At 64.8% G+C, this 22,937-nt stretch carries 21 protein-coding genes and 1 pseudogene; 11 read left to right on the forward strand and 11 right to left on the reverse strand.

Translation table 11 applies throughout. The features are described 5' to 3' along the window. Positions 1–398 precede the first annotated feature (398 nt). Positions 399–1,166: a hypothetical protein gene (locus IAE34_RS22765; RefSeq protein WP_200141215.1), complete on the forward strand. Its 768-nt coding sequence runs from the start codon at positions 399–401 to the stop codon at positions 1,164–1,166. Positions 1,167–1,211: 45 nt separating this feature from the next. Here IAE34_RS22765 and IAE34_RS22770 read toward each other — a convergent pair whose 3' ends face one another. Both IAE34_RS22770 and IAE34_RS22775 read right to left on the reverse strand, forming a co-directional pair. Continuing rightward, positions 1,212–1,694 (reverse strand): GAF domain-containing protein, encoded by a 483-nt coding sequence (locus IAE34_RS22770; protein ID WP_200141216.1) that lies wholly within the window; start codon positions 1,692–1,694, stop codon positions 1,212–1,214. Then, positions 1,691–2,581 (reverse strand): ATP-binding protein, encoded by an 891-nt coding sequence (locus tag IAE34_RS22775; RefSeq protein WP_200141217.1) that lies wholly within the window; start codon positions 2,579–2,581, stop codon positions 1,691–1,693. Before IAE34_RS22775 ends, IAE34_RS22770 begins: the two co-directional genes overlap by 4 nt. A 102-nt stretch (positions 2,582–2,683) precedes the next feature. On the opposite strand from IAE34_RS22775, the gene IAE34_RS22780 reads away from it, so the two are divergent. Then, positions 2,684–5,038, forward strand: a complete 2,355-nt coding sequence (locus IAE34_RS22780) for a hybrid sensor histidine kinase/response regulator (protein WP_200141218.1) — start codon at positions 2,684–2,686, stop codon at positions 5,036–5,038. Here the strand turns inward: IAE34_RS22780 and IAE34_RS22785 are convergent. Together IAE34_RS22785 and msrB are read right to left on the reverse strand one after the other, a co-directional pair. Then, positions 5,028–5,516, reverse strand: a complete 489-nt coding sequence (locus tag IAE34_RS22785; RefSeq protein ID WP_200141219.1) for a glutathione peroxidase — start codon at positions 5,514–5,516, stop codon at positions 5,028–5,030. The genes IAE34_RS22780 and IAE34_RS22785 overlap by 11 nt on opposite strands. Then, complete coding sequence (gene msrB, locus IAE34_RS22790) at positions 5,513–5,923, reverse strand: peptide-methionine (R)-S-oxide reductase MsrB (RefSeq protein WP_200141220.1); 411 nt, start codon at positions 5,921–5,923, stop codon at positions 5,513–5,515. Before msrB ends, IAE34_RS22785 begins: the two co-directional genes overlap by 4 nt. 168 nt (positions 5,924–6,091) lie before the next feature. Here msrB and IAE34_RS22795 point away from each other — a divergent pair, with 168 nt between their 5' ends. Continuing rightward, a complete protein-coding gene (locus IAE34_RS22795; protein WP_200141221.1) occupies positions 6,092–7,303 on the forward strand; it encodes a pyridoxal phosphate-dependent aminotransferase in 1,212 nt (403 codons plus the stop codon). A 255-nt stretch (positions 7,304–7,558) separates the two neighbouring features. Next, the gene (htpX, locus tag IAE34_RS22800) at positions 7,559–8,446 is read left to right on the forward strand and encodes a protease HtpX (protein WP_200141222.1); all 888 of its coding nucleotides are present in this window, start codon (positions 7,559–7,561) and stop codon (positions 8,444–8,446) included. A 75-nt stretch (positions 8,447–8,521) separates the two neighbouring features. Here htpX and IAE34_RS22805 read toward each other — a convergent pair whose 3' ends face one another. Further along, positions 8,522–9,175: a thiopurine S-methyltransferase gene (locus IAE34_RS22805; protein WP_200141223.1), complete on the reverse strand. Its 654-nt coding sequence runs from the start codon at positions 9,173–9,175 to the stop codon at positions 8,522–8,524. A gap of 102 nt (positions 9,176–9,277) precedes the next feature. Between IAE34_RS22805 and IAE34_RS22810 the strand changes: the two genes are divergently transcribed. Further along, on the forward strand, positions 9,278–10,045 hold the full coding sequence (locus tag IAE34_RS22810) for a DODA-type extradiol aromatic ring-opening family dioxygenase (protein WP_200141224.1): 768 nt from the start codon (positions 9,278–9,280) through the stop codon (positions 10,043–10,045). A gap of 20 nt (positions 10,046–10,065) precedes the next feature. Here IAE34_RS22810 and IAE34_RS22815 read toward each other — a convergent pair whose 3' ends face one another. Beyond that, entirely contained in the window at positions 10,066–11,034 is a 969-nt protein-coding gene (locus IAE34_RS22815; protein WP_200141225.1) for an NmrA/HSCARG family protein, read from the reverse strand. A gap of 109 nt (positions 11,035–11,143) precedes the next feature. Here IAE34_RS22815 and IAE34_RS22820 point away from each other — a divergent pair, with 109 nt between their 5' ends. Next, positions 11,144–12,082, forward strand: a complete 939-nt coding sequence (locus IAE34_RS22820; protein ID WP_200141226.1) for a LysR family transcriptional regulator — start codon at positions 11,144–11,146, stop codon at positions 12,080–12,082. Positions 12,083–12,204: 122 nt separating this feature from the next. On the opposite strand, the pseudogene IAE34_RS22825 reads toward IAE34_RS22820, so the two are convergent. Both IAE34_RS22825 and IAE34_RS22830 read right to left on the reverse strand, forming a co-directional pair. Next, positions 12,205–13,918 (reverse strand): annotated as a pseudogene (locus IAE34_RS22825) (DEAD/DEAH box helicase). Between the two features lie 281 nt (positions 13,919–14,199). Next, positions 14,200–14,955: a spermidine synthase gene (locus IAE34_RS22830; protein WP_200141228.1), complete on the reverse strand. Its 756-nt coding sequence runs from the start codon at positions 14,953–14,955 to the stop codon at positions 14,200–14,202. A 117-nt stretch (positions 14,956–15,072) separates the two neighbouring features. Between IAE34_RS22830 and IAE34_RS22835 the strand changes: the two genes are divergently transcribed. The 3 genes from IAE34_RS22835 (at position 15,073) to IAE34_RS22845 (ending at position 18,339) form a co-directional block, all read left to right on the forward strand. Next, the gene (locus IAE34_RS22835) at positions 15,073–16,419 is read left to right on the forward strand and encodes a class II 3-deoxy-7-phosphoheptulonate synthase (RefSeq protein ID WP_200141229.1); all 1,347 of its coding nucleotides are present in this window, start codon (positions 15,073–15,075) and stop codon (positions 16,417–16,419) included. Positions 16,420–16,524: 105 nt separating this feature from the next. Next, positions 16,525–16,941: a Spy/CpxP family protein refolding chaperone gene (locus tag IAE34_RS22840; protein WP_200141230.1), complete on the forward strand. Its 417-nt coding sequence runs from the start codon at positions 16,525–16,527 to the stop codon at positions 16,939–16,941. A gap of 69 nt (positions 16,942–17,010) precedes the next feature. Beyond that, positions 17,011–18,339, forward strand: a complete 1,329-nt coding sequence (locus tag IAE34_RS22845) for a sensor histidine kinase (RefSeq protein ID WP_200141231.1) — start codon at positions 17,011–17,013, stop codon at positions 18,337–18,339. Positions 18,340–18,405: 66 nt separating this feature from the next. Here IAE34_RS22845 and IAE34_RS22850 read toward each other — a convergent pair whose 3' ends face one another. Beyond that, a complete protein-coding gene (locus IAE34_RS22850) occupies positions 18,406–18,963 on the reverse strand; it encodes a nitroreductase family protein (RefSeq protein ID WP_200141232.1) in 558 nt (185 codons plus the stop codon). Positions 18,964–19,132: 169 nt separating this feature from the next. Between IAE34_RS22850 and IAE34_RS22855 the strand changes: the two genes are divergently transcribed. Next, entirely contained in the window at positions 19,133–20,587 is a 1,455-nt protein-coding gene (locus IAE34_RS22855) for a TrkH family potassium uptake protein (RefSeq protein WP_200141233.1), read from the forward strand. Positions 20,588–20,593: 6 nt separating this feature from the next. Here the strand turns inward: IAE34_RS22855 and IAE34_RS22860 are convergent, their stop codons facing one another. Further along, positions 20,594–21,595, reverse strand: coding sequence for an AraC family transcriptional regulator (locus tag IAE34_RS22860; protein WP_200141234.1), 1,002 nt, complete (start codon positions 21,593–21,595; stop codon positions 20,594–20,596). 155 nt (positions 21,596–21,750) lie between these two features. Here IAE34_RS22860 and IAE34_RS22865 point away from each other — a divergent pair, with 155 nt between their 5' ends. After that, positions 21,751–22,062: a DUF962 domain-containing protein gene (locus IAE34_RS22865; protein ID WP_200141235.1), complete on the forward strand. Its 312-nt coding sequence runs from the start codon at positions 21,751–21,753 to the stop codon at positions 22,060–22,062. 9 nt (positions 22,063–22,071) lie between these two features. Here IAE34_RS22865 and IAE34_RS22870 read toward each other — a convergent pair whose 3' ends face one another. Next, positions 22,072–22,884 carry a UDP-2,3-diacylglucosamine diphosphatase gene (locus IAE34_RS22870; protein ID WP_200141236.1) on the reverse strand — a complete coding sequence of 271 codons (813 nt, stop codon included), beginning with the start codon at positions 22,882–22,884 and terminating at the stop codon, positions 22,072–22,074. Positions 22,885–22,937: the final 53 nt, after the last annotated feature.

The following is a 22,937-nucleotide window of genomic DNA, read 5'->3' on the forward strand; positions in this document are numbered from 1 at the left end:
CCTGTTACCGCCGTGAAAGGGCGGTGTCCTAGGCCACTAGACGAAGGGGACACGCTACAACTTTTCACTGCCTGCCGCGTCGCGCCGAGCGCTTTACGCTGCAAGTGGCGCGCATTCTAGGGATGGGTCGCCAGCTCGTCAACCCCTTTATGGAAATTTATCTAAATCAATGACTTCCGGTGTTTCGGCAGCGGTGCCGACACCGTGCCCGGGGTTTGACGTTGCTTTTCTGACGGCACCCCGGCAAGCTCGCTGCACATTGCCAGCACTGCAGTTTTTCGCGCGCGTGCCGACAACGGAGTGCAGGCCTGCAACAGGCGGCTCATCGGCCACCCTGTTCGCGTGCGGACGGACTCACTACACTCAACGATGCAAAACTTCTTCATGAGGCGTTAACGGTGACACCACTTCTGATCACCCTGCTCATCGTGGCGGGTATCGCGTTGCTGATCGTGATCGGCTACCTCAACAATGTCGTGGAGAACGCCAAGCTCGAGCGCACGCGCCTGAAGATCGAACTCGCCGACCGCCTGCGTCGCTGCGGCGAAATCACCGAGACGTTTCCCGGCCAGTTGATGAGCCCGGCGCTCAAGCTGCTTCTCGCCCGCCTGGAGCTGAACATCAACCAGCGCCAGCTGGCGCTGGACAAGCAGAACGGTGATATCAAGGCGCGTATCGGCGAGCTCGAAGCGTTGATCGCCCTGGGCGACAAATTGCCGGTGAACAATCCGCCTACGCCGATCCAGACCGAAGCCAAGGCCAAGGACGTGCGTTTCCTGCTGGAATCGCTGCACAACCAGATCGTGCGTGCGACCCAGGAAAATTTCCTGCAGTCCAATGAAGGCAAGTACTGGGTCAAGGAAATCCGCCACATCCTGGTGCTGCTGCACATCGAGTTCTTCAACAACCTGGGACAGCAGGCCTTGCAGCAGGGCCAGCCAGGCCAGGCACGGCTGGCCTTCGAGCGCGGCGTGCAGTACCTGCGCAAGCAGCCCGAACCCAAGCAGTATGAAGAGCAGCTCACCTACCTGGAGAAACTGCTGGCGCGGGCCAATGCCCAGGTACTGGACCAGATGGAGCCGGCCGAGGACGAGCAGAACGCCCTGACCGAAGGCCTCAAGACCGACGAAGACGAAACCTGGAAGAAACGCGTGATCTACGATTGATCCGTCCACCGAATGAAAAGGGCCGCGCTGCGGCCCTTGTCGTTTTCAGCAATCGGTCAATTCCAGGAACAGCGCAGCCAGGTGCTCCAGGCCGCGTTGATCGGCTTCGCTGAAGCGCGCAGGGGTGGGGCTGTCCAGATCCAGGACGCCGATCAGCCTGCCCTCCTTCACCAACGGGATCACCAGCTCGCTGTTCGAGGCACTGTCACAGGCGATGTGCCCAGCAAAGGCGTGCACGTCGTCGACTCGCTGCGTGGTGCGCGTGGCGGCTGCCGCACCGCAGACCCCTTTGTCGAATGGGATGCGTACGCACGCCACCTGCCCCTGGAACGGGCCGAGCAGCAGTTGCTCATGCCGATTGAGATAGAAGCCGGCCCAGTTCAGGTCATCGACCTGATGATAGAGAAACGCCGAGAACTGCGCGGCGTTGGCGATGAAGTCGCGCTCGTCGGCGAACAGCGCCTGGACTTGCGCGGCCAGCAGTGCATAGCCGTCGAGGCCTTGGCCACTGGCGTTGAGGTCGATCATGGGTTCTGCTCCAGCAATTGCAGTCCGACCCAGTAGCGGGCGAACTGGTAGGCACATCGGCCGTTACGGTTGCCACGCCCGGTCGCCCAGCGGGTGGCGAGAATGTCCAGTGCCTCGGTGCGCTGCCAGGTCAGCCCGGCACGCGCGGCGAGCTGACCGATCCAGTGCTCGACCACGTCGAGGAAATGCGCCTGGGTGAAGGGGTAGAACGAGAGCCACAGGCCGAAGCGGTCGGACAGCGCGATCTTGTCCTCGACCGCCTCGCTGGGGTGCAGTTCGCCGTCGACTCGCTGCCAGTTTTCGTTGTCGCTTTCCTTTTCCGGCACCAGGTGTCGACGGTTGGAGGTGGCGTAGAGCAGCACGTTGTCGGGCGCCTGTTCCAGGGAGCCATCGAGCACGCTCTTGAGCACGCGGTAATCTCCCTCCCCGGCCTCGAAGGACAGATCGTCGCAGAACAGGACGAAGCGCTGCTCGTGGCCCTGCAGTTGCTCGACCACACGCGGCAGGTCGGCCAGGTGGTCGCGCTCGATCTCGATCAGGCGCAGCCCCTGCTGGGCATGTTCGGCCAGCAGCGCTCGCACCAGCGACGACTTGCCGGTGCCGCGCGAGCCCCAGAGCAACGCATGGTTGGCGGGCATGCCCTGGAGAAACTGGTGGGTGTTGCGCCCCAGTTGCTCGCGCTGCTGATCCACACCGATCAGATCGGACAGGCGCAGGTCCAGGCTCACCTGCAACGGCATGAGGTAGCCACTGCGGCCATCGCGCTGCCAGCGCGCGGCCAGGGTGTCGCGCCAGTCGATGGGCTCACGAGGAGCGGGCAACAAGGGTTCGAGGCGCGCCAGTACCGATTCGGCGCGCTCCAGGAAAGCATTCAAGCGGGGATCCATGACGACTCCTACGGATTTCAGTGAGGCAGGCTGCAAGCCGACCTGCCAGCGAATCAACTGAAATGAACAGACAGACCCGCCAGCAGCCGAGGCCGATCGGCTATGCTTGCGCAGCGCAAGCGGCATGGAACCGGCTCGGGAAGCATGGATATCACGTTCACCAATCGCCTGTCTTACAAGCAAGCCCGGCTGACAGTCCTGGTCGGCTTCATCCTGGGTACGTTGCTCAGTCTCATCCAGATCGGCATCGATTATGCCAGCGAAGACGCGTCCATCAACCGCGAAGTGCAGGCGTTGCTGCAAATAAGTCACGACCCGGCTTCACGCATCGCCTACAACATCGACGCCGAGCTGGCCCAGGAGCTCACCCGCGGGCTGCTGCGCTCGCCCTCGGTGGTACGGGCTCGGCTGATCGACAACAACCAGACCGTGCTCGCCGATGTCAGCCGTCCGCGCCGGGATGACCGCTACCGCGCCTTGAGCGATTTCCTGTTCGGCGAGCAGCGCCAGTTCAAGGATGCGCTCTACCTCGCCCACATGCCCGCCGACTACCTGGGCACCCTGTACCTGGACGTCGACACCTATGCCTTCGGCGGCCGCTTTCTGGAACGCGCCGGCATCACCCTGCTCAACGGTTTCGCCCGCAGCCTGGTGCTGACCGGCATTCTGCTGGGACTGTTCTACTTCATGCTGACCCAACCGCTGGTCAAGGTGATCAGTGCGCTCAGCAACCGCGACCCACGCGCCTCGGGGCAGGCTCGCCTGGAATGTCCGAGCGGCCACGAGAACGATGAGATCGGGGTGCTGGTGAAGGTCGCCAATCAGCAGTTCGTCAGCATGGCCACCGAAATCCAGCAGCGGCGCAGCGCTGAAAATCGCCTGACGCAGTACCTCAACGAACTGGAAAGCATCGTCTCGGCGCGCACCGACGAACTCAAGGCCAGCAACAGCCGCCTGAGCCGCTCCAACGAAGAGCTGGAAGAGGCCCGGCGTCGTGCACTGGACATGGCCCACGCGCGCGCCGCATTCCTGGCCAACATGAGCCACGAGATCCGTACCCCGCTCAACGGCATGCTCGGCATGCTCGCCCTGGCACTGGACAGCGGCCTGACCAGCGAACAGCGCCAGCAGTTGGCGATCGCCCATGACTCGGGCAAGGTGCTGGTCGAGCTGCTCAACGATATCCTCGACCTGTCCAAGTTCGATGCAGGCCAGCTGGAGCTCGAACGGATTCCCTTCGACCTGGCCATGCTGCTGGAAGATACCGCCAGCCTGCTGTCGCAGAATGCCGCGGCCAACGTCGAACTGACCTGCCTGATCGCAGCGGATTTTCCGGCCAGCGTGCTGGGCGATCCGACCCGCGTGCGGCAGATCGTCAGCAACCTGCTGGCCAACGCGCTCAAGTTCACCCGTTTCGGGCGAGTCGACGTGCGCCTGTCGACGTTCGTCGGCGGTGTTCGCCTGGAAGTGTCGGACACTGGCATCGGCATCCCCGAGGACGCCCAGGTGCGGATCTTCCAGCCTTTCACCCAGGCCGGTGCCGGTATCACCCGCCAGTATGGCGGCACCGGGCTGGGGCTGACGCTGACGCGCAACCTGTGTACCGCGATGAACGGCCAGCTGACCATCGAGTCGCAGATGGGTTTCGGCAGCCGCTTCAGGGCCGATCTGCCCCTGCCTGCCCACCTGGAGGCCAACCCGCCACCGGCACTGCGTGGCCGTATCGAGGCGCTGACCGATGCCGGCAGCGGCCTGGCCGAGTTGCTCGAGCGGCTGCTGCCGCGCTGGGGCCTGGACTACAGCCGCTGCGACCGGGTCGAGGACATCGCTGGCGCGGCGGTGAACCTGATCATCTGCGACGATGCCCAGCAGCTGCACACACTGCGCAGGCGCACCCGCTCACCGATTCTGCTGATCACCGCCTACGGCAATTTCCTCGCGGCCGAACAAGCGCTGCCCATGGCGCCCTTGCAGCAACTGGCACGCCCCTTGGCGCGCAATACGCTCTATCAGTGCTTGCGCCGCACCCTGCAAGGCGACAGTGGCAGCGCCCTGCCCGCCGGCGCCGCCCAATCGCCGACAGGGCGCGCACGGATCCTGCTGGTGGAGGACAATCCGGTGAACCAGCTGGTGGCCATCGGCATGCTCGGCAAACTGGGTTGCCACGTGCAGGTCGCCGCCCACGGCGGCGAGGCGATGCAGATCCTCGAACACGAGCGTTTCGACCTGGTGCTGATGGACTGCAACATGCCGGTGATGGACGGCTACGAGGCCAGTCGACGCATCCGCCAGGACGGGCGCTGGCCACGACTGCCGATCGTGGCCCTGACCGCCAACGCCATGCCGGAGGAGCGCGAACGCTGCCGCGCCGCCGGCATGGACGATTACCTGGCCAAGCCTTTTCGGCGGGAGGAACTCCAAGCCTTGATCGACCAGTGGGTGCCCCTCAGCGGTTGAGCAGCCGTTCGATGTCCGCCTGCAGGGCTTGCGGCTTGGTGGTGGGCGCGTAGCGCTGAACCTTGCCGGTGGCCGGGTTGAGCAGGAACTTGGTGAAATTCCATTTGATCTTCTGCGTGCCCAGCACGCCTGGCGCCCGGCGCTTGAGCTCGGCGAACAAGGGATGGGCGCCCGGCCCGTTGACTTCGATCTTGCGAAACAGCGGGAAGCTCACGCCGAAATTCAGCGAGCAGAACTGCGCGATCTCCTTGGCCTCGCCCGGTTCCTGCTTGCCGAACTGGTTGCAGGGAAAGCCCAGCACCGTCAGGCCCTGACCGGCGTATTGCTTCCACAGTGCCTCCAACCCCTGGTACTGGGGCGTGAAGCCACACTGGCTGGCGGTATTGACCACCAGCACAGCCTTGCCGGCGAAGTCCCCCAGGGTTTTCTGCTCGCCCTGGAGGGTGACGCAGGGAATCTCCAGCAGCGCATCGGTCATGACGGCGCCCCTTCATCGCGCGGCTCGAAATCCAGGCACACCGAATTGATGCAGTAGCGCAGCCCGGTCGGCGGCGGCCCATCGGGGAACACGTGGCCCAGGTGCGCATCGCACTGGGCACAGGTGACCTCGGTGCGGATCATGCCGTGGGACGTATCGCGTATCTCGATCATCGCGCTCTGCTCGATCGGGGAATGGAAGCTCGGCCAGCCGCAACCGGAATCGAACTTGCTACGCGAGTCGAACAGCGCCAGGCCACAGCAGATGCAATGATAGATGCCGGCACGCTTTTCGCCGTTGTACTTGCCGGTGAACGGCCGCTCGGTGCCCTTCAGGCGGCAGACCTGATACTGCGCGGGATCGAGCATCTCGCGCCATTCTTCCAGGGTTTTGTCGATCTTTTGCATGGCTGAACCTCGGCAGGCTGAATTTCACCCTGCGCCGGCTTTTCCCTGGCGCGGGTGGCACGTATATTAGTCGGCTTGTGTGCAGGCGTTCAGTCTGGCACTCGCGCCTCGTCCTTTTCAAACCCTTAGACGCGCGCGCCCCGCGACTTATCCATTCGGGATCACATCATGCAGTTCAGCAAATCGAACAAGCTCGCCAATGTCTGCTACGACATTCGCGGCCCGGTGCTCAAGCACGCCAAACGACTGGAGGAGGAAGGCCAGCGCATCCTCAAGCTGAACATCGGCAATCCGGCGCCGTTTGGCTTCGAGGCGCCGGACGAGATTCTCCAGGATGTGATCCGCAACCTGCCGACCGCCCAGGGCTACAGTGACTCCAAGGGCTTGTTCAGCGCGCGCAAGGCGGTGATGCAGTACTGCCAGCAGAAGCAGATCGAAGGCGTCGGCATCGAGGACATCTACCTGGGCAACGGCGTGTCCGAGCTGATCGTGATGTCGATGCAGGCGCTGCTGAACAACAACGACGAAGTGCTGATTCCGGCGCCCGACTACCCGCTGTGGACCGCTGCGGTCAGCCTGGCAGGCGGCAAGCCGGTGCATTACCTGTGCGACGAGCAGGCCGACTGGTTCCCCGACCTGGACGACATCAAGGCCAAGATCACTCCGAACACCAAGGCGCTGGTGATCATCAACCCGAACAACCCCACGGGTGCGGTGTACTCCAGGGAGCTGCTGCTGGGCATGCTGGAGCTGGCCCGTCAGCACAATCTGGTGGTGTTCTCCGACGAGATCTACGACAAGATCCTGTACGACGAAGCGGTGCACATCAGCACCGCTGCGCTGGCCCCGGACCTGCTGTGCCTGACCTTCAACGGCCTGTCCAAGTCCTATCGAGTGGCAGGCTTCCGCTCCGGCTGGCTGATCATTTCCGGTCCCAAGCACACTGCCCACAGCTATATCGAAGGCATCGACATGCTGGCCAACATGCGCCTGTGTGCCAACGTGCCGGCCCAGCACGCGATCCAGACCGCCCTGGGCGGCTACCAGAGCATCAACGACCTGGTCCTGCCGCCGGGCCGCCTGCTCGAGCAGCGCAACCGCACCTATGAACTGCTCAACGACATTCCCGGGGTCAGCTGCGTCAAACCCATGGGTGCGCTGTATGCCTTCCCGAGAATCGATCCCAAGGTCTGCCCGATCCACAACGACGAGAAGTTCGTGCTCGACCTGCTGCTGTCGGAGAAGCTGCTGATCGTCCAGGGTACCGCCTTCAACTGGCCATGGCCGGACCACTTCCGCGTGGTCACGCTGCCCCGCGTCGATGATCTCGAACAAGCCATCGGACGCATCGGCAATTTCCTGCGCACCTACTCCCAGTAAGTCCAGCTCCAGTCAGTCCAGTAAGTTTTCCTACGTTGATGGCGCCTTCTGGAAAGGCGCCATCAAGCGTTTGCTACCTCCCCCCTGGATGAATTCTTACATCCTGCAACGGTCTACCTCCGGTAGCGCTTGGGCTGTCTGGCAGACTGCCAGGTACACAGTTTGAAATAGTCGGCCTGTTGAATCCCCCGAGCGGTCACCTTATATACCCCGCAGCAAAGCGACATTTTCATCCGTCAGGAGAACGTAACAACCATGATGCGCATTCTGTTGTTTGTGGCCACCAACCTTGCGGTGGTGCTGGTTGCAAGCATTACCCTCAGCCTGTTCGGCTTCAACGGTTTCATGGCCGCCAACGGCGTCGACCTGGACCTGAGTCGTCTGCTGGTCTTCTGCGCCGTGTTCGGGTTCGCCGGCTCGCTGGTCTCGCTGTTCATCTCCAAGTGGATGGCGAAGATGACCACCGGCACCCAGATCATCACCCAGCCGCGCACCCACCATGAACAGTGGCTGCTGCAAACCGTCGAGGAGCTGTCGCGCGAGGCCGGGATCAAGATGCCCGAGGTGGGCGTCTTCCCTGCCTACGAAGCCAACGCCTTCGCTACCGGCTGGAACCGCAACGACGCGCTGGTGGCCGTGTCCCAGGGCCTGCTGGAGCGCTTCTCCCGGGACGAGGTACGGGCGGTGCTGGCGCACGAGATCGGGCACGTCGCCAACGGCGACATGGTCACCCTGGCCCTGGTGCAGGGCGTGGTGAACACCTTCGTGATGTTCTTCGCACGCATCATCGGCAACTTCGTCGACAAGGTGGTGTTCAAGAACGAAGAAGGCCAGGGTATCGCCTACTACATCGCGACCATCGTCGCCGAGCTGATCCTCGGTATCCTGGCCAGCATCATCGTCATGTGGTTCTCGCGCCGCCGCGAGTACCGCGCAGACGAAGCCGGTGCCCGACTGGCCGGCACCGGCGCCATGATCGCCGCCCTGCAACGCCTGCGCTCCGAGCAGGGCATGCCGGTGCACATGCCGGACACGCTCAAGGCGTTCGGCATCAACGGCGGTTTGAAGCAGGGCCTGGCCGGGCTGTTGATGAGCCACCCGCCGCTGGAAGACCGTATCGACGCCCTGCGTCGCCGCGGCTGATACGGCGAGCGTTCACCAAGGGCGACCCCGGTCGCCCTTTTCTTCGCCCGCCAGAAAGGCGGGCACAGACCAGTCTCAGTGACCAGGACGCTCCAGGCGATAGACCCGCTCGATCAAGCTGGGCACCCCCGCAGCCTGGAACTTGGGACTGCTGTCGAGCGTTTCAGGCGCCTGAAGCTCGGTGATTTCCCATGCCCCAAGCCCCGCTCTCACCTCAGTTTCGGTCACCGAGAACGGTGGCCCCTCCACCCGAGACTGATCGTATTCCAAGGTGATCAGCAAGCCTTGGCAATGGTGTGGCAGACAGGCACACAGCAGTTCCAGATAGCGCTTGCGCAGGGCCTCGGGCAAGGCGATCAGCGCTGCGCGGTCGTACACAGCGGCGCAGTCTGCCAGGTCCTGCGGCTGCAAGGCGAAGACGTCGCCACACCACAGTTCGATCGGCCCGCTGCGCCAGACCTCGAACACGCCGCGCCGTTCGACCTCGGCGACCCGTTGATGCTCGTCGAAGAAGGCCTCGACGGCCTTGCGTGACAGCTCGACGCCCAGTATTCGATAGCCCTGCCCGGCCAACCAGGCCATGTCCTGGCTCTTGCCGCACAACGGCACGAACACGCGACTGGCTGCCGGCAATGTCGGCCAGTTCCTGATCAGATCGGAGTTGACCTGGGGCTGATGAAAACCGATCTGGTTGTCCGCCCACCGCTTGTGCCAGAACGCTGGCTCCATATTTACTCCCATTTCTTCGATCAATTGGGCGAAAAACTTAGTTTGAATATCGATGTGAAGCTGGACCAAGATGGAGTCATCTTAACCTTCCAGGACCTTGTCATGCTGCCCAGTCTGTTCATCTCCCACGGCTCTCCGATGCTGGCGCTGCACCACGGTGCCAGTGGACCGGCGCTCGCCAGCCTGGCGGCAGCGCTGCCCCGGCCACGCGCGATCCTGGTGGTGTCTGCGCACTGGGAAAGCCGCGAGCTGGTGGTGACGAGTTCACCTCGCCCGCAGACGTGGCACGACTTTCGGGGGTTCCCTGCAGCGCTGTACGAGGTGCGTTATCCCGCCCCCGGCAGTCCACAACTGGCCAGCGAGATCGTCGAGCGGCTCGGTCAGGCAGGACTGCTGGCTCACCTCGACAACCAACGACCACTGGACCATGGCGCCTGGGTGCCTTTATCGCTGATGTACCCCGAGGCCGACATTCCGGTGCTCCAGCTCTCGCTGCCCAGCCACCGAGGTGCCGCACTGCAAGTGCAGGTGGGCCAGGCGTTGTCCGGGTTGCGCGAACAGGGCGTATTGCTGGTGGGCTCGGGCAGCATCACCCATAACCTGGGTGAACTCGACTGGCACGCCGGACCGGACAGCATCGAACCCTGGGCGCGCAGCTTCCGTGACTGGGTGGTGCAGCGCCTGACCGAGGGCGATACGGCGGCGCTGCTGGACTACCGGGAACTGGCGCCGCATGCCGTGCGCAACCATCCCAGCGACGAGCATTTGCTGCCGCTGTTCTTCGCCATGGGCGCGGGCGAGCGCTTCGCTGTCGTGCACCAGGGTTTCACCCTGGGCGCGCTGGGAATGGACATCTACCGCTTCGACTGAGTGCTGCACGAAAGCTCCGGTCAGGCTCCGTAGCCTGCCGGTTGCCCGCGCCATCGAGTGGCACGGAGGAACTCTTCCCAGGTGAGCGCATTCGAATCGATCGTCCTGCTCCACTCCAGGTCACGCTCGGGGGCGTAATAGCCATACCTCACCGCGTACTCCACCATGCCCACCAACTCACGCAGCAGGTACTCGTTCGCTGCGAACGCAGGGAAGTGTCGCAGCAATTCTTCGCGTGAGTAGGCCGAGGCGTAGCGGGCTTCGCACCCCGAGACCCGAGTGAAGGTGTCGACCATCTGTCGCGCTGTCAGTATCTCGCCGATGACGGGCAGGGTTTTGCCGGCATAGCGCTGAGGATGGTCGAAGATCTCCAGTACCGCCGGCCCCGTTGCGGTGAGGGGGTCGACGAAGGGCATCGGAACATCCGGCGGCAGATAGATGGCAAAGGTCAGGCTGCCGTCTGAATTGCGCTGGGGTACGTAATACTCCTGAAAGTTGCTGTAGAAGAACGCCAGATAGACGAACGAACTGATCATGGGCAGGCTGCGGATATGCGCCTCGACCTGTGCTTTTTCAGTGAAGTGGGGCACCCACAGCGCGCCTTGGGTGCGTGCCTGCACATTTTCCAGTCCGCTCCACACCACATGGCGAACCCCCGCAGCATGTGCCGCATCGGCAAGCTCTCGCCCCAATGCCAGCTCGGGCTGGTCGGGCGGTGCGACGGGCAAGGTGGGCGGCGTCATCAGAAAGGCGCCGTGAGAGCCCCGCAGCGCAGCCGTGAGCTCGGCCTGACGGCCCAGTTCCAGAGGCACCACGATGGCTTCGGCGCCCTGCTCGACCAACGCGCGGATCGGCGCGCTGTCGGCACGCCGGCCAAGTACGCGTACGCGGTAGCGACCGCTGGCCAACAGCGTGGTGGCCACGCTGCGCCCCTGTTTGCTGGATGCACCGGCGACGGTGATCAGGGGTTTGTCCGGTAAGGTGGACATGTGAGCTCTCCAGATGAGTGCCGGCGACGTTCGCCTGCAACCGAGCGCCAGTTTCCCGGGCGAGCTGGCATCTGTGAAATTCGGTTTTTTTTGCAGTACTATCCAGCCGATGGATACCAGACGCATCGACCTGAACCTGCTCGTCACCCTCGAAGCGCTGCTGTCGGAGCGTAACGTCACCAAGGCGGCGAATCGCCTGCACCTCAGTCAGCCTGCGGTGAGCGCGCAACTGAGCCGCCTGCGTGACCTGTTCGACGACCCCCTGTTGCTGCCCGCGCAGCGCGGCATGATCCCGACGGCCAAGGCGCTGGAGCTGCTGGCGCCGCTTCGCCTGGCCCTGGATCAGGTCCGTGGCACCTTGGCCGAACACCGACATTTCGATCCCCTGCAAGCTCGGCTCACGGTCACCGTCGCGTGTACCGACTACCTGCAGGCGACCCTGATCCAACCGCTGGCGCTTGCGCTGCGTGAGCGAGCGCCCGGCATCCGCCTGGCCCTGCGCCACCTCGACCCCTCGGTACTGGAAGAGCAGATGACCAGTGGCAAGGTGGACCTGGCCCTGATGTCGCCGCTGCAGGGCTCACCGAACCTGCGCAGCCAGCATCTGTTCGACGAGCGCTACGTGCTGATCGGCAGGCACGGGCATCCGGCATTGCGCCGGACGTTGACCGTGCAGGCGTACGCGCAGCTCGAGCATGTGATCGTATCGCTGGGCGGTGGGGCCTTCGCTACCGGGGTCGACGAGGGTCTGGCCGCACTGGGCTACCGCCGCCATGTCGTGCTGTCGGCGGCCTCGTTTCTGTTCGTGCCGCAGATCGTCGCCCATTCCGATTTCGTGGCGCTGATGCCGGAAAGCCTGGTGCGTGGCGACCGCGACAGGCTCGAGATCGTCGACTGCCCTTTTCCCGTGCCTGGTTTTTCCGTGGACATGCTGTGGCACGCGCGCAACCACGGGCACAGCGGGCAACGCTGGATACGCAAGGTGGTGGCCGAGCTGGCGCGTGAGCACTGGCCAGATCCCGGGCTTGATGCGTCGAACCCAGGATGACGGCAGAGCCAGGCGGGCCAGCGCTGTGATCGGCGGGCGAAGGTCAAAAAAAAATCCGACAGCCGCGAACGGCCATCGGATTTCTCTACAGACCCTGGTGAAGGGTCTGATCAGCGCAAGGCTCAGTCTTCGCGATAACGGCGCAGCTTGAGTTGCTTGCCGGCCACTCGGGTGTCCTTGAGCTTGGTCAGCAGACGCTCCAGGCCATCTTCGGGCAGCTCGACCAGGCTGAAGCTGTCGCGCACCTGGATACGGCCGATCGCGTCACGCGCCAGACCACCCTCGTTGAGGATGGCGCCGAGCAGGTTCTTCGCGGCGATACCGTCACGGGCACCCAGGGCGGTGCGGCAGCGTACGCGACCTTCGGCCAGGGGCATCGGTGCACGACGCTCGCGATCACCACGCTCGCTTCGCTCGCCACGGTCGCTGCGCTCGGAAGAACGCTCACGGGCGGCGAAGGTCGGCACCAGCGGTTGCTCGCGCTCGACCGACGCCAGGTCCAGCGACTGGCCGTTGGTGGCCTTGCGCAGCAGCGCAGCGGACAGGGCACGGGCGGAGCAGCCCAGGTCGGCGGTCAGGCGGTCGAACAGTTGGCCGTGAGTCGCTTCGGCTTCGGCCACCAACGGTGCCAGGCTGGCGGTCAGTTTCTTGATGCGCGCGTCCAGTACGGCCTGCGGACCAGGCAGACGGGCTTCGGCGACCTTCTGGCCAGTGACGCGCTCGATCACCTGCAGCATGCGGCGCTCACGCGGCGTTACCAGCAACAGGGCGCGGCCTTCACGACCGGCGCGGCCGGTACGGCCGATACGGTGCACGTAGGATTCCGGATCGTACGGCATGTCCACGTTGAACACGTGGGTGATGCGCGGTACGTCCAGGCCTCGAGCGGCGACGTCGGTGGCGACGACGATGTCCAGGCGACCGTCCTTGAGCGAATCGATCACGCGCTCACGCTGGTTCTGGGCGATGTCACCGTTCAGCGCGGCGGCCTTGTAGCCCTTGGCTTCCAGCGCGGCGGCCAGGTCCAGGGTGGCCTGCTTGGTGCGCACGAAGGCGATCAGGGCGTCGAACTCCTCGACTTCCAGCAGGCGCAGCACGGCCGGGATCTTCTGGTCGGCGTGGACCATCAGGTGGGCCTGGTCGATCGCGGTGACGGTCTGGGTCTTGCTCTGGATCTTGACGTGCTTGGGCTCGCGCAGGTGACGCTCGGCGATCGAGCGGATCGACGAAGGCAGGGTGGCGGAGAACAGCACGGTCTGACGCGTGGCCGGGATGGCATCGAAGATCACTTCGAGGTCGTCCATGAAGCCCAGCTTGAGCATCTCGTCGGCTTCGTCCAGTACCAGGTACTGAACGGTGGACAGGACTTTCTCGTCACGACGCAGGTGGTCGCACAGACGGCCCGGTGTGGCGACCACGATCTGGGCGCCGTTGCGGATGGCGCGCAACTGCGGGCCCATGGGGGCACCACCGTAGACGGCCACGACATTCACGCCCGGCATCTGCTTGGCGTAGGTTTCGAAAGCGGTAGCGACTTGCAGCGCCAACTCACGGGTTGGCGCCAGGATCAGGGCTTGCGGTTCGCGCTTGCTCACGTCGATCTTGTTGAGGATCGGCAGGGCGAAGGCAGCGGTCTTGCCGGTGCCAGTCTGCGCCTGGCCGATCATGTCGTGACCGGCGAGGATGATCGGGATCGACTGTTGCTGGATGGCCGAAGGCTCTTCGTAGCCTGTGGCCAGTACGGCAGCAACGATGTTCGGATGAAGATCGAGAGCGGCGAATCCGCCGGTTTCCTGGGTCATGGGTCTGCCTCTATGTGCATCCGCAAAGACCCATGCTCCAGAGCTGCACATGCCTTGAAAGACCCGGAGGTCACCCAGGCAGCTCTGGCGGCGGGGATTTGCGAAAACGATTGAAAAAGAATACGTGGGAAGGTCCGCCTAGCGGACGTGCAGCCGAAGCTGGACTCGGAGGATTTGCACCGCCTGATTTTGCGGTCCGCTAAAAGACCGGCGCGTACTATATATGAATTCCGCCAATACCGTGAGAAAAATTTCTCCCTTGCGCACCCACGCTGGCCATCGGTGCCTGGCGGGCTGAAACGTTTATCCCGAACTTCAGGTCGCCGTGCGGATCGCCTTGAGCAGGTAGTCCAGTGAATAGCCCAGACGCGGCGCCAGTGCCGCGGCACGCGCGCGCAGGGCATCGAAGTCCAGGTGCTGCTCGAGATCCGCCGGCACCAGCAGGATCACGTTGCCTTCCTTGACCGGCAACTCCCAATAGTGGCGGTGATACAGCCCACGCAACAGGGCCGCGCCCAATGGCCGGCCATCGTCCGAGGCCCACTGGTTGATGACCAGCCAGCCGTCCGGGTTGAGCTGTCGCTGGCACTGCTCGAGGAATTTCCAGGCCATGTGCCCCACGCCCGGCCCGTAGTCGGTATAGAGGTCGACGAAGATCAGGTCGGCCTTTTCCGCGGTGGGCAGCAGTTCCAGGGCATCGCCGATGCGCACGTAGAGGCGCGGATCGTCGTCCAGGCCCAGGTACTCCATGGCCAGGCGCGGCACCTCGGCGCGCAGTTCGATGGCTTCGACGTCTTCCAGGGGCAGGAACTTCAGGCACGCCTGGGTCAGGGTGCCGGCGCCAAGGCCCAGGAACAATGCGCTCTCGGGCTGGGCATGGCACAGGGCGCCGACCAGCATCGCGCGGGTGTAGTCGTATTCCAGCCAGCTGGGGTCGGCGGTGAAGGTGCAACTCTGCTCGATGGCGTCGCCGAATTCGAGAAACCGGTAGTCCTCGACTTCGTATACGCTGATGACGCCGTGGGCATCCTCTACCCGCGCCAGCAGCCGCTCTTCCCGCTCCATCGCCATCGCTCGCTACCTGCCCGCGCAAAACCGGCATTGTCCGCCAATTGCCTGCGCTGCAACAAGCCGCCCGGCAGCTGTTACCATGGCTGCACTGCCTGAACCGAACCCACCGAGCCGATCATGAACCGACCCTGGACCCCCGACAGCTGGCGTACCCTGCCGATTGAGCAGCAGCCCGGCTACCCCGACGCCGCGCACCTGCTCAAGGTCGAGCAGACCTTGGCCAGCTATCCGCCGCTGGTGTTCGCCGGCGAAGCCCGCGAGCTGCGTCGCCAGTTCGCCGAGGTCACCCAGGGCCGCGCCTTTCTGTTGCAAGGCGGCGACTGCGCCGAGAGTTTCGCCGAGTTCTCCGCCGCCAAGATCCGCGACACCTTCAAGGTGCTGTTGCAGATGGCGATCGTCATGACCTTCGCGGCCGGCTGTCCGGTGGTGAAGGTCGGGCGCATGGCTGGCCAGTTCGCCAAGCCGCGCTCGGCCAACGACGAAACCCTGGGGCAGGTCACCCTGCCCGCCTACCGCGGCGACATCGTCAATGGCATCGGCTTCGACCCGGCCAGCCGCATTCCCGATCCCGAGCGCCTGCTGCAGGCCTATCACCAGTCCACCGCCAGCCTCAACCTGCTGCGCGCCTTCGCCCAGGGCGGGTTCGCCGACCTGCATCAGGTGCACAAATGGAACCTGGACTTCATCGCCAACTCGGCGCTGGCCGAGAAGTACCATCAACTCGCCGACCGCATCGACGAGACCCTGGCCTTCATGCGCGCCTGCGGGCTGGACAGCGCCCCGCAACTGCGCGAGACCAGCTTCTTCACCGCCCATGAGGCGCTGCTGCTCAACTACGAAGAAGCCTTCGTGCGCCGTGACAGCCTGACAGGCGACTACTACGACTGTTCCGCGCACATGCTGTGGATCGGCGACCGCACCCGCCAGCTCGACGGCGCCCACGTGGAGTTCCTGCGCGGCGTGCACAACCCGATCGGCGTCAAGGTCGGGCCGAGCATGGACCCCGAGCAGCTGATCCGCCTGATCGACGCCCTCAACCCGGACAACGACCCCGGTCGCCTCAACCTGATCGTGCGCATGGGCGCGAACAAGGTCGGCGCGCACCTGCCGGGGCTGATCCGCACCGTCCAGCGCGAGGGGCGCCAGGTGCTATGGAGCTCGGACCCCATGCACGGCAACACCATCAAGGCCAGCAGCGGCTACAAGACGCGCGACTTCGCGCAGATCCTCGATGAGGTCCGTCAGTTCTTCCAGGTGCATCAGGCCGAAGGCAGCCATGCCGGCGGCATTCACATCGAGATGACCGGGCAGAACGTCACCGAATGCATCGGCGGCGCCCGACCGATCACCGAGGACGGATTGTCCGACCGCTATCACACCCACTGCGACCCGCGGCTCAATGCCGACCAGTCGCTGGAGCTGGCGTTCCTGATCGCCGAGACGCTGAAACAGGTACGCCGCTGAGCGGCCTCTTTACCGAGCCTTTACCCAAGCCTGACGGCGCTTGACCCAGCGATCCCTAGACTGGGCTCATCCGGTAACCACCGGCCCGAGAAAGGAGAGACACCCATGCGCAAGACCCTGATGGCCCTGATGTTCGCCGCTGCCCTGCCCACCGTCGCGATGGCCATGCCAGAGCCCGGTCCACACGGCGACGGCCCCCATCATCGCGGCCCCGCGCCTTTCGCCCAGCTCGACCTGACCCCAGAACAGCGCCAGCAGATCGGCCACCTGATGGGCGAGCAGATGAAGCAGCGTCGCGACATCACCGAGCGCTACCTGAACAAACTGCCAGCCGCCGAGCAGAAAGCCATGAAGGACGAGATCAAGGCCGGTCACGACAAGACCCAGAGCCAGATCCGCGCCCTGCTCAAGCCCGACCAGCAGAAGCAGTTCGACGAGCTGCAAAGCAAGCGCGCCGCCGACAAGGCCGAGTGGGAGCAGTTCCAGGCCTGGAAAGCTGAAAAGGCCGCCAAGGCCCAGTAAGCTGTACACCCCCGTGCCCGGCCCGCACCTCTGCGGGCCGGGCCTTTTCCTGTCTGGGAGGTAGACCTCTTGCGCTCACTGTTCTGGCGCATCCTGGCCAGCTTCTGGCTGGCCATCGCCCTGGTCGCCGGGCTGTCGATCCTGTTGGGCCATATGCTCAATCAGGATGCCTGGATCCTCAGCCGCCACCCCGGGCTCAACACCCTGGCCAGTCGCTGGGTCCAGCATTACGAGCAGGAAGGATTGCAGTCCTCCCAGCGCTTCCTGGAGCGCCGCAAGCAGCGCTACAAGATCGACGTGCAGGTACTCGACGACAGCGGCGATGCAGTGGTGCCTGGCACCTTTCCCCGGCGCGCCGAGGATTTCGAGCGCCGTCAGCACAATGATGAGCGCCTGCCCTGGCGGCGGCTGACCGAGGAGTACACCAGCCCCACCACCGGCCAGACCTACCTGCTGATATACCGCATTCCGCACCCCGAGCTGATGGCCTGGCACCGCGAGAGCCTGATCTGGCCTCTGAGTGCCCTGGGCATCGCGCTGGTGGTGCTGACGCTGTTCAGCCTGTTCGTCACCCTGTCCATCACCCGCCCGCTCAGCCGCCTGCGCGGCGCGGTGCACGACCTGGGCCAGACCACCTACCAGCAGAACAGCCTGGCGCAGCTGGCCGGTCGACGCGACGAGTTCGGTGTGCTGGCCAACGATTTCAACAAGATGGGCGCCCGCCTGCAGAGCCTGATTTCCAGCCAACGGCAACTGCTGCGCGATGTGTCCCACGAGTTGCGCTCGCCCCTGGCGCGCCTGCGCATCGCCCTGGCCCTGGCCGAGCGTGCCGAAGCCGAGCAGCGCCAGGCGCTGTGGCCCCGCCTGACCCGTGAATGCGATCGCCTGGAAGACCTGATCAGCGAGATCCTGGTACTGGCCCGGGTCGATGCCGAACAGGCGCATCCAGAACCGGTGGATGTCAACGCCTTGCTGGGCAGCGTGCGCAAGGACGCCCAGCTCAGCGCACCGGAGCAGGACGTCAGGCTGGAAGCCGAGGCCGGCTTGATGCTGCAAGGCTGGCCGACGCTGCTCGAACGGGCGCTGGACAATCTGCTGCGCAACGCGCTGCGGTTCAATCCGGCCGGTCAGCCGATCGAGATTCATGCCCGCCGCGACAACGACCTGGTGCTGCTCAGCGTGCGCGACCATGGCCCGGGCGTCGCCGAGCAGTACCTGACGCAACTCGGCGAACCCTTCTTTCGCGCTCCCGGCCAGGACACGCCAGGGCACGGGCTGGGCCTGGCAATCGCGCGGCGCGCCGCGGAGCGCCACGGGGGTACGCTGGTGCTGGGCAATCACCCGCAAAACGGCTTCGAGGCGCGGCTGGCCATCCCGCTGACCCCGGCGATCGGTTGAGCGGCTGACGGCGCCGCGCGGCTGCCCAGTCTCCGGCGCAGCCGCGGTCCGGCGCTCAGGCCGGCGTCATTCGCCCCAGGCCTGGACGAAGTCGCTGGTGTGCAACACCGGGGGCGTGCGCGGCTCGGTGGCCGGTGTCCCCAGATACAAGTAGCCGATCAGTTCTTCGTTGGACGCCAGGCCCAGGCCGGCGTATACATGGCGGTCGAACGCCATGTCGCCGGTGCGCCACACCGCGCCGATGCCCTGGGCATGGGCGGCGATGAGCATGCCGTGGGCAGCGCAACCGGCGGCCAGGCGCTGTTCGGACTCGGGCACCTTGGGGTGCGCGTGCAGGCAGGCGATCACCACCACCACCAGCGGCGCACGCAGCGGCATGGCACGGGCCTTGTCCAGCGCGGCCTGACTGGCGTCGCGCTTGGCCTGGACCGCTTCGGCGAACAGCTCGCCCAAGCGCTCGCGCGCCTGCCCTTCGATGGTCAGAAAGCGCCAAGGCCGCAGTTGGCCGTGGTCCGGCGCGCGCAGCGCGGCCTGGAACAGCCCCTCGCGCTGGGCGGCGTTGGGCGCAGGCTCGGTCAGGCGCGCCACGGATACACGGTTGAGCAATGCGTCGAGAGCCTCCATCGGCTACCCTCCTGGCAGATTGAAAGTGCCTCATTCTCAAGCGACGCGCCACAGGCTGCAAGGGCCAGGAAACTACCGGCGCTCGCCGGGCGTTGCAACGCGGCGCTTGCAGCGCTGCGTTCGACGCTTAGAATGTCGCCCTTTCCCGTAGCGAGTCAGAGCAGATCACATGGCGTTGCCGACCTTACGAATCATCGCGTTCATCATCGGCATCTTCCTGATCACCCTGGCGGTGAGCATGGTCGTGCCCATGGCCACGCTGCTGATCTTCGAACGCACCTCGGACCTGCCGTCGTTCCTGTGGTCGAGCCTGATCACCTTTGTCGCGGGCCTGGCCATGGTGCTTCAGGGACGGCCCGAGCACGTGCACCTGCGCCCGCGCGACATGTACCTGCTGACCGTCAGCAGCTGGCTGGTGGTGTGCGTGTTCGCCGCCCTGCCCCTGTTGCTCACCCAGCACATCAGCTACACCGACGCCTTCTTCGAGAGCATGTCCGGCATCACCGCCACCGGCTCGACGGTGCTCAGCGGCCTGGACACCGTCTCGCCGGGCATCCTGATGTGGCGTTCGATGCTGCACTGGCTCGGTGGCATCGGATTCATCGGCATGGCCGTGGCGATCCTGCCACTGCTGCGCATTGGCGGCATGCGCCTGTTTCAGACCGAATCCTCGGACCGCTCGGAAAAGGTGATGCCGCGCTCGCACATGGTGGCCAAGTACATCGTCGCCGTGTACGTCGGAATCACGGTGCTGGGCAGCCTGGCGTTCTGGTGGGCCGGCATGAGCCTGTTCGATGCGATCAACCACGCCATGTCGGCGATTTCCACCGGCGGCTTTTCCACCTCCGACCTGTCGCTGGCGAAGTGGGACATGCCGGCGGTGCACTGGGTCGCGGTGGTGGTGATGATCCTCGGCAGCGTGCCCTTCACCCTGTACGTGGCGACCCTGCGCGGCAATCGCTGGGCGCTGTGGCGCGACCAGCAGGTGCAGGGGCTGCTGGGGCTGCTGGTGGCGACCTGGGTGGTCCTCGGCACCTGGTACTGGGCGACCACCGACCTGCACTGGCTGGACGCTCTGCGTCACGTGGCGCTGAATGTCACCTCGGTGGTGACCACCACGGGCTTTGCCCTGGGTGACTACAGCCTGTGGGGCAATTTCTCGCTGATGCTGTTCTTCTACCTGGGCTTCATCGGCGGCTGTTCGGGTTCGACCGCCGGCGGCATCAAGATCTTTCGCTTCCAGGTCGCCTACATTCTGCTCAAGGCCAGCCTCAACCAGCTCATTCACCCGCGCGCGGTGATCAAGCAGAAATATAACGGCCACCGCCTGGACGAAGAAATCGTCCGCTCGATCCTGACCTTCTCGTTCTTCTTCGCCGCGACCATCTGCGCCATCGCCCTGGCGCTGTCGCTGCTCGGGGTGGACTGGATGACCGCCTTGACCGGCGCCGCCAGCACCGTCTCCGGGGTGGGTCCGGGCCTGGGTGAGGTGATCGGTCCGGCCGGCAATTTCGCCAGCCTGCCGGATGCGGCCAAGTGGATCCTGGCCGGTGGCATGCTGCTGGGCCGGCTGGAAATCATCACCGTGCTGGTGCTGTGCATGCCGGCGTTCTGGCGTCACTGACCGGGGCTACAGCCGCGCGCGGTATTCCCCCGGGGTGACGCCGAACCAGCGACGGAACGCCCGGTAGAAATTGCTGGGGTCGGCGAAGCCCAGCAGGTAGGCGGCTTCCAAAAGCGTCATGCCAGGTTGTGCCAGATACTGCTCGGCCAGTTCGCGACGGGTCACGTCCAGCAGGGCCTGGAAGCTGGTGCCTTCCTCCTGCAGTCGGCGTTGCAACGTGCGTGGCGACAGGTGCAGCGCCTTGGCGACGGTATCGCGCATGGGCTCGCCCTGGGGCAGGAGGCGGCACAAGGTCTGGCGCACTCGATGGGTCACCCGGCTTTCGGAGAAACGCGCCAGGTACTCGCCCGCGAAACGGTCGTGCAGGATCGCCATCGCCTCGTTGGCCGTGGGCAGAGGGGCCTCCATGTCGGCACGCTCCAGCAGCAGCGCATCGTGCGGCGCGCCGAACAGCAACGGCGCACGGAACGCCTGGCGATAGGGCTCGATATCGGCAGGTGGCGGCCCCTGGATCAACACACGTCTGGGCTGCACCGGGCGTCCGCTGAGCCAGCTGCACAGCGACAGCGCGCAGGCCAGCGAGGCCTCGGCGCTGTGACGGGTCGGCGGCAGGTGATCGCCGTGCACGGTCAGCACCAGCGCGTAGCCTTGCGGACCGAGGGTGAAACTGAGGTCCGAGCTTTCGGCGATGATGCGCTGGTAGCGCACCAGCCGCTCGAATCCCTCGGCCAGGGTACGGCTGGACATCAGGGCATAGCCCACCACATGGAAAGAGGCTGGGCGTACTACCCGCGCCATGTTCAAGCCGATGGCCTGATTGCCGGACAGCTCCACGGCCAGCAGCCACAAACGGGTCATGTCGTCCTGCGCGAAGCGCGCGTCCGGGTCTTCCAGGGCAGCGAAGTCCAGGCCCAACTGCCTGAACATGGCAGGGCAGTCCAGCCCTTCCAGTTCGAGCGCCTTGACGATCCCTGAGGCCCAGCTGGCCGAGGTGGTTCTTTCGCTCATGGCAGGCTTCTTGTGCGATCGACCGCGGCTGCGGTGTTTCGGAAGGATACTCAATTGGCGCCGATTGTCACTGGTGGCCGCTTCCAGTGACTCTAGACTCGAATCAGGCTCCACGCTCTGCGAGCCGAGCAAATTTCCGCTGCGAGTACCTCGCCATGAACGACACCGTGCAGTTTCGCAGTTTCGCCGAGTTCTATCCGTACTACCTCGGCGAACATGCCAACCCCACCTGCCGGCGCCTGCATTTCGTCGGCACCAGCCTGGTCATTGCCTTGCTGGCCTACGCCATCGGCAGTGGCAGCGGGTGGCTGCTGCTGGCCGTACCGGTCGCCGGCTACGGCTTCGCCTGGGCCGGTCACTTCTTCTTCGAGAAGAATCGGCCCGCGACCTTCACCTACCCCTGGTACAGCCTGATCGGCGATTTCGCCATGTTTCGCGATATCCTGCGCGGCAAGATCAGCCTCTGAATACGGGTGCTAGGCCGATTCGCCCAGAGCGGCAAGCGGCTCGCTGGCCCTGGCCTGGGCGTCGGCCAGGCGATACAGCTCGATGTGCCCGTCCCAGTGCTCGATCAGCGCCGTGCACGACTCGACCCAATCCCCGCAGTTCAGGTACTCCACCTCCCCCACCCGACGTATCTCGGCATGGTGGATGTGCCCGCAGACCACGCCGTGAAAGCCCCGCCGCGTACATTCATGGGCGATGGCGTGCTCGAAGTCGGTGATGAAGTTCACCGCGCCCTTGACCTTGTGCTTGAGGTACGCCGACAACGACCAGTAACCGTAGCCGTAGCGGGCACGCCAGCGGTTCAGCCAGCGATTGAGCACCAGGCTGAACTCGTAGGCGCGGTCCCCGAGAAACGCCAGCCAGCGGTGACAGCGGGTGATCACGTCGAACTGGTCGCCATGCACCACCAGCAGCCGCCGACCGTCGGCGGTGACGTGCTCGGCTTCGTCGACCAGCTGGATGTTGCCCAGCACCAGCCGTGAATAGCGGCGCAGGAATTCGTCGTGGTTGCCGGTGACGTAGATCACCTCGGTGCCGCGCTTGCTCATGGTCAGCAGCCGGCGCAGCACGTTGGTGTGGGCCTGCGGCCAGTAGATCCCGCTGCGCAGCTTCCAGCCGTCGATGATGTCCCCTACCAGGTAGATGCGATCGGCCTGATACCCTTTGAGGAAGCGCGACAGGTGCTCGGCCTGGCAATCGCGGGTGCCCAGGTGCACATCGGAAATCCATAGCGTGCGCACGCGTTGCTTGGTGGACGGGCTGACACGTTCGGCGTGGGTCATCGGCGGCCTCCGGCACTGTTTGCAGGAGACTGGCAGGTGCCGATGACAGGTGG

It is taken from the genome of Pseudomonas sp. S30, from assembly GCF_016518545.1.
Classification (GTDB): domain Bacteria; phylum Pseudomonadota; class Gammaproteobacteria; order Pseudomonadales; family Pseudomonadaceae; genus Aquipseudomonas.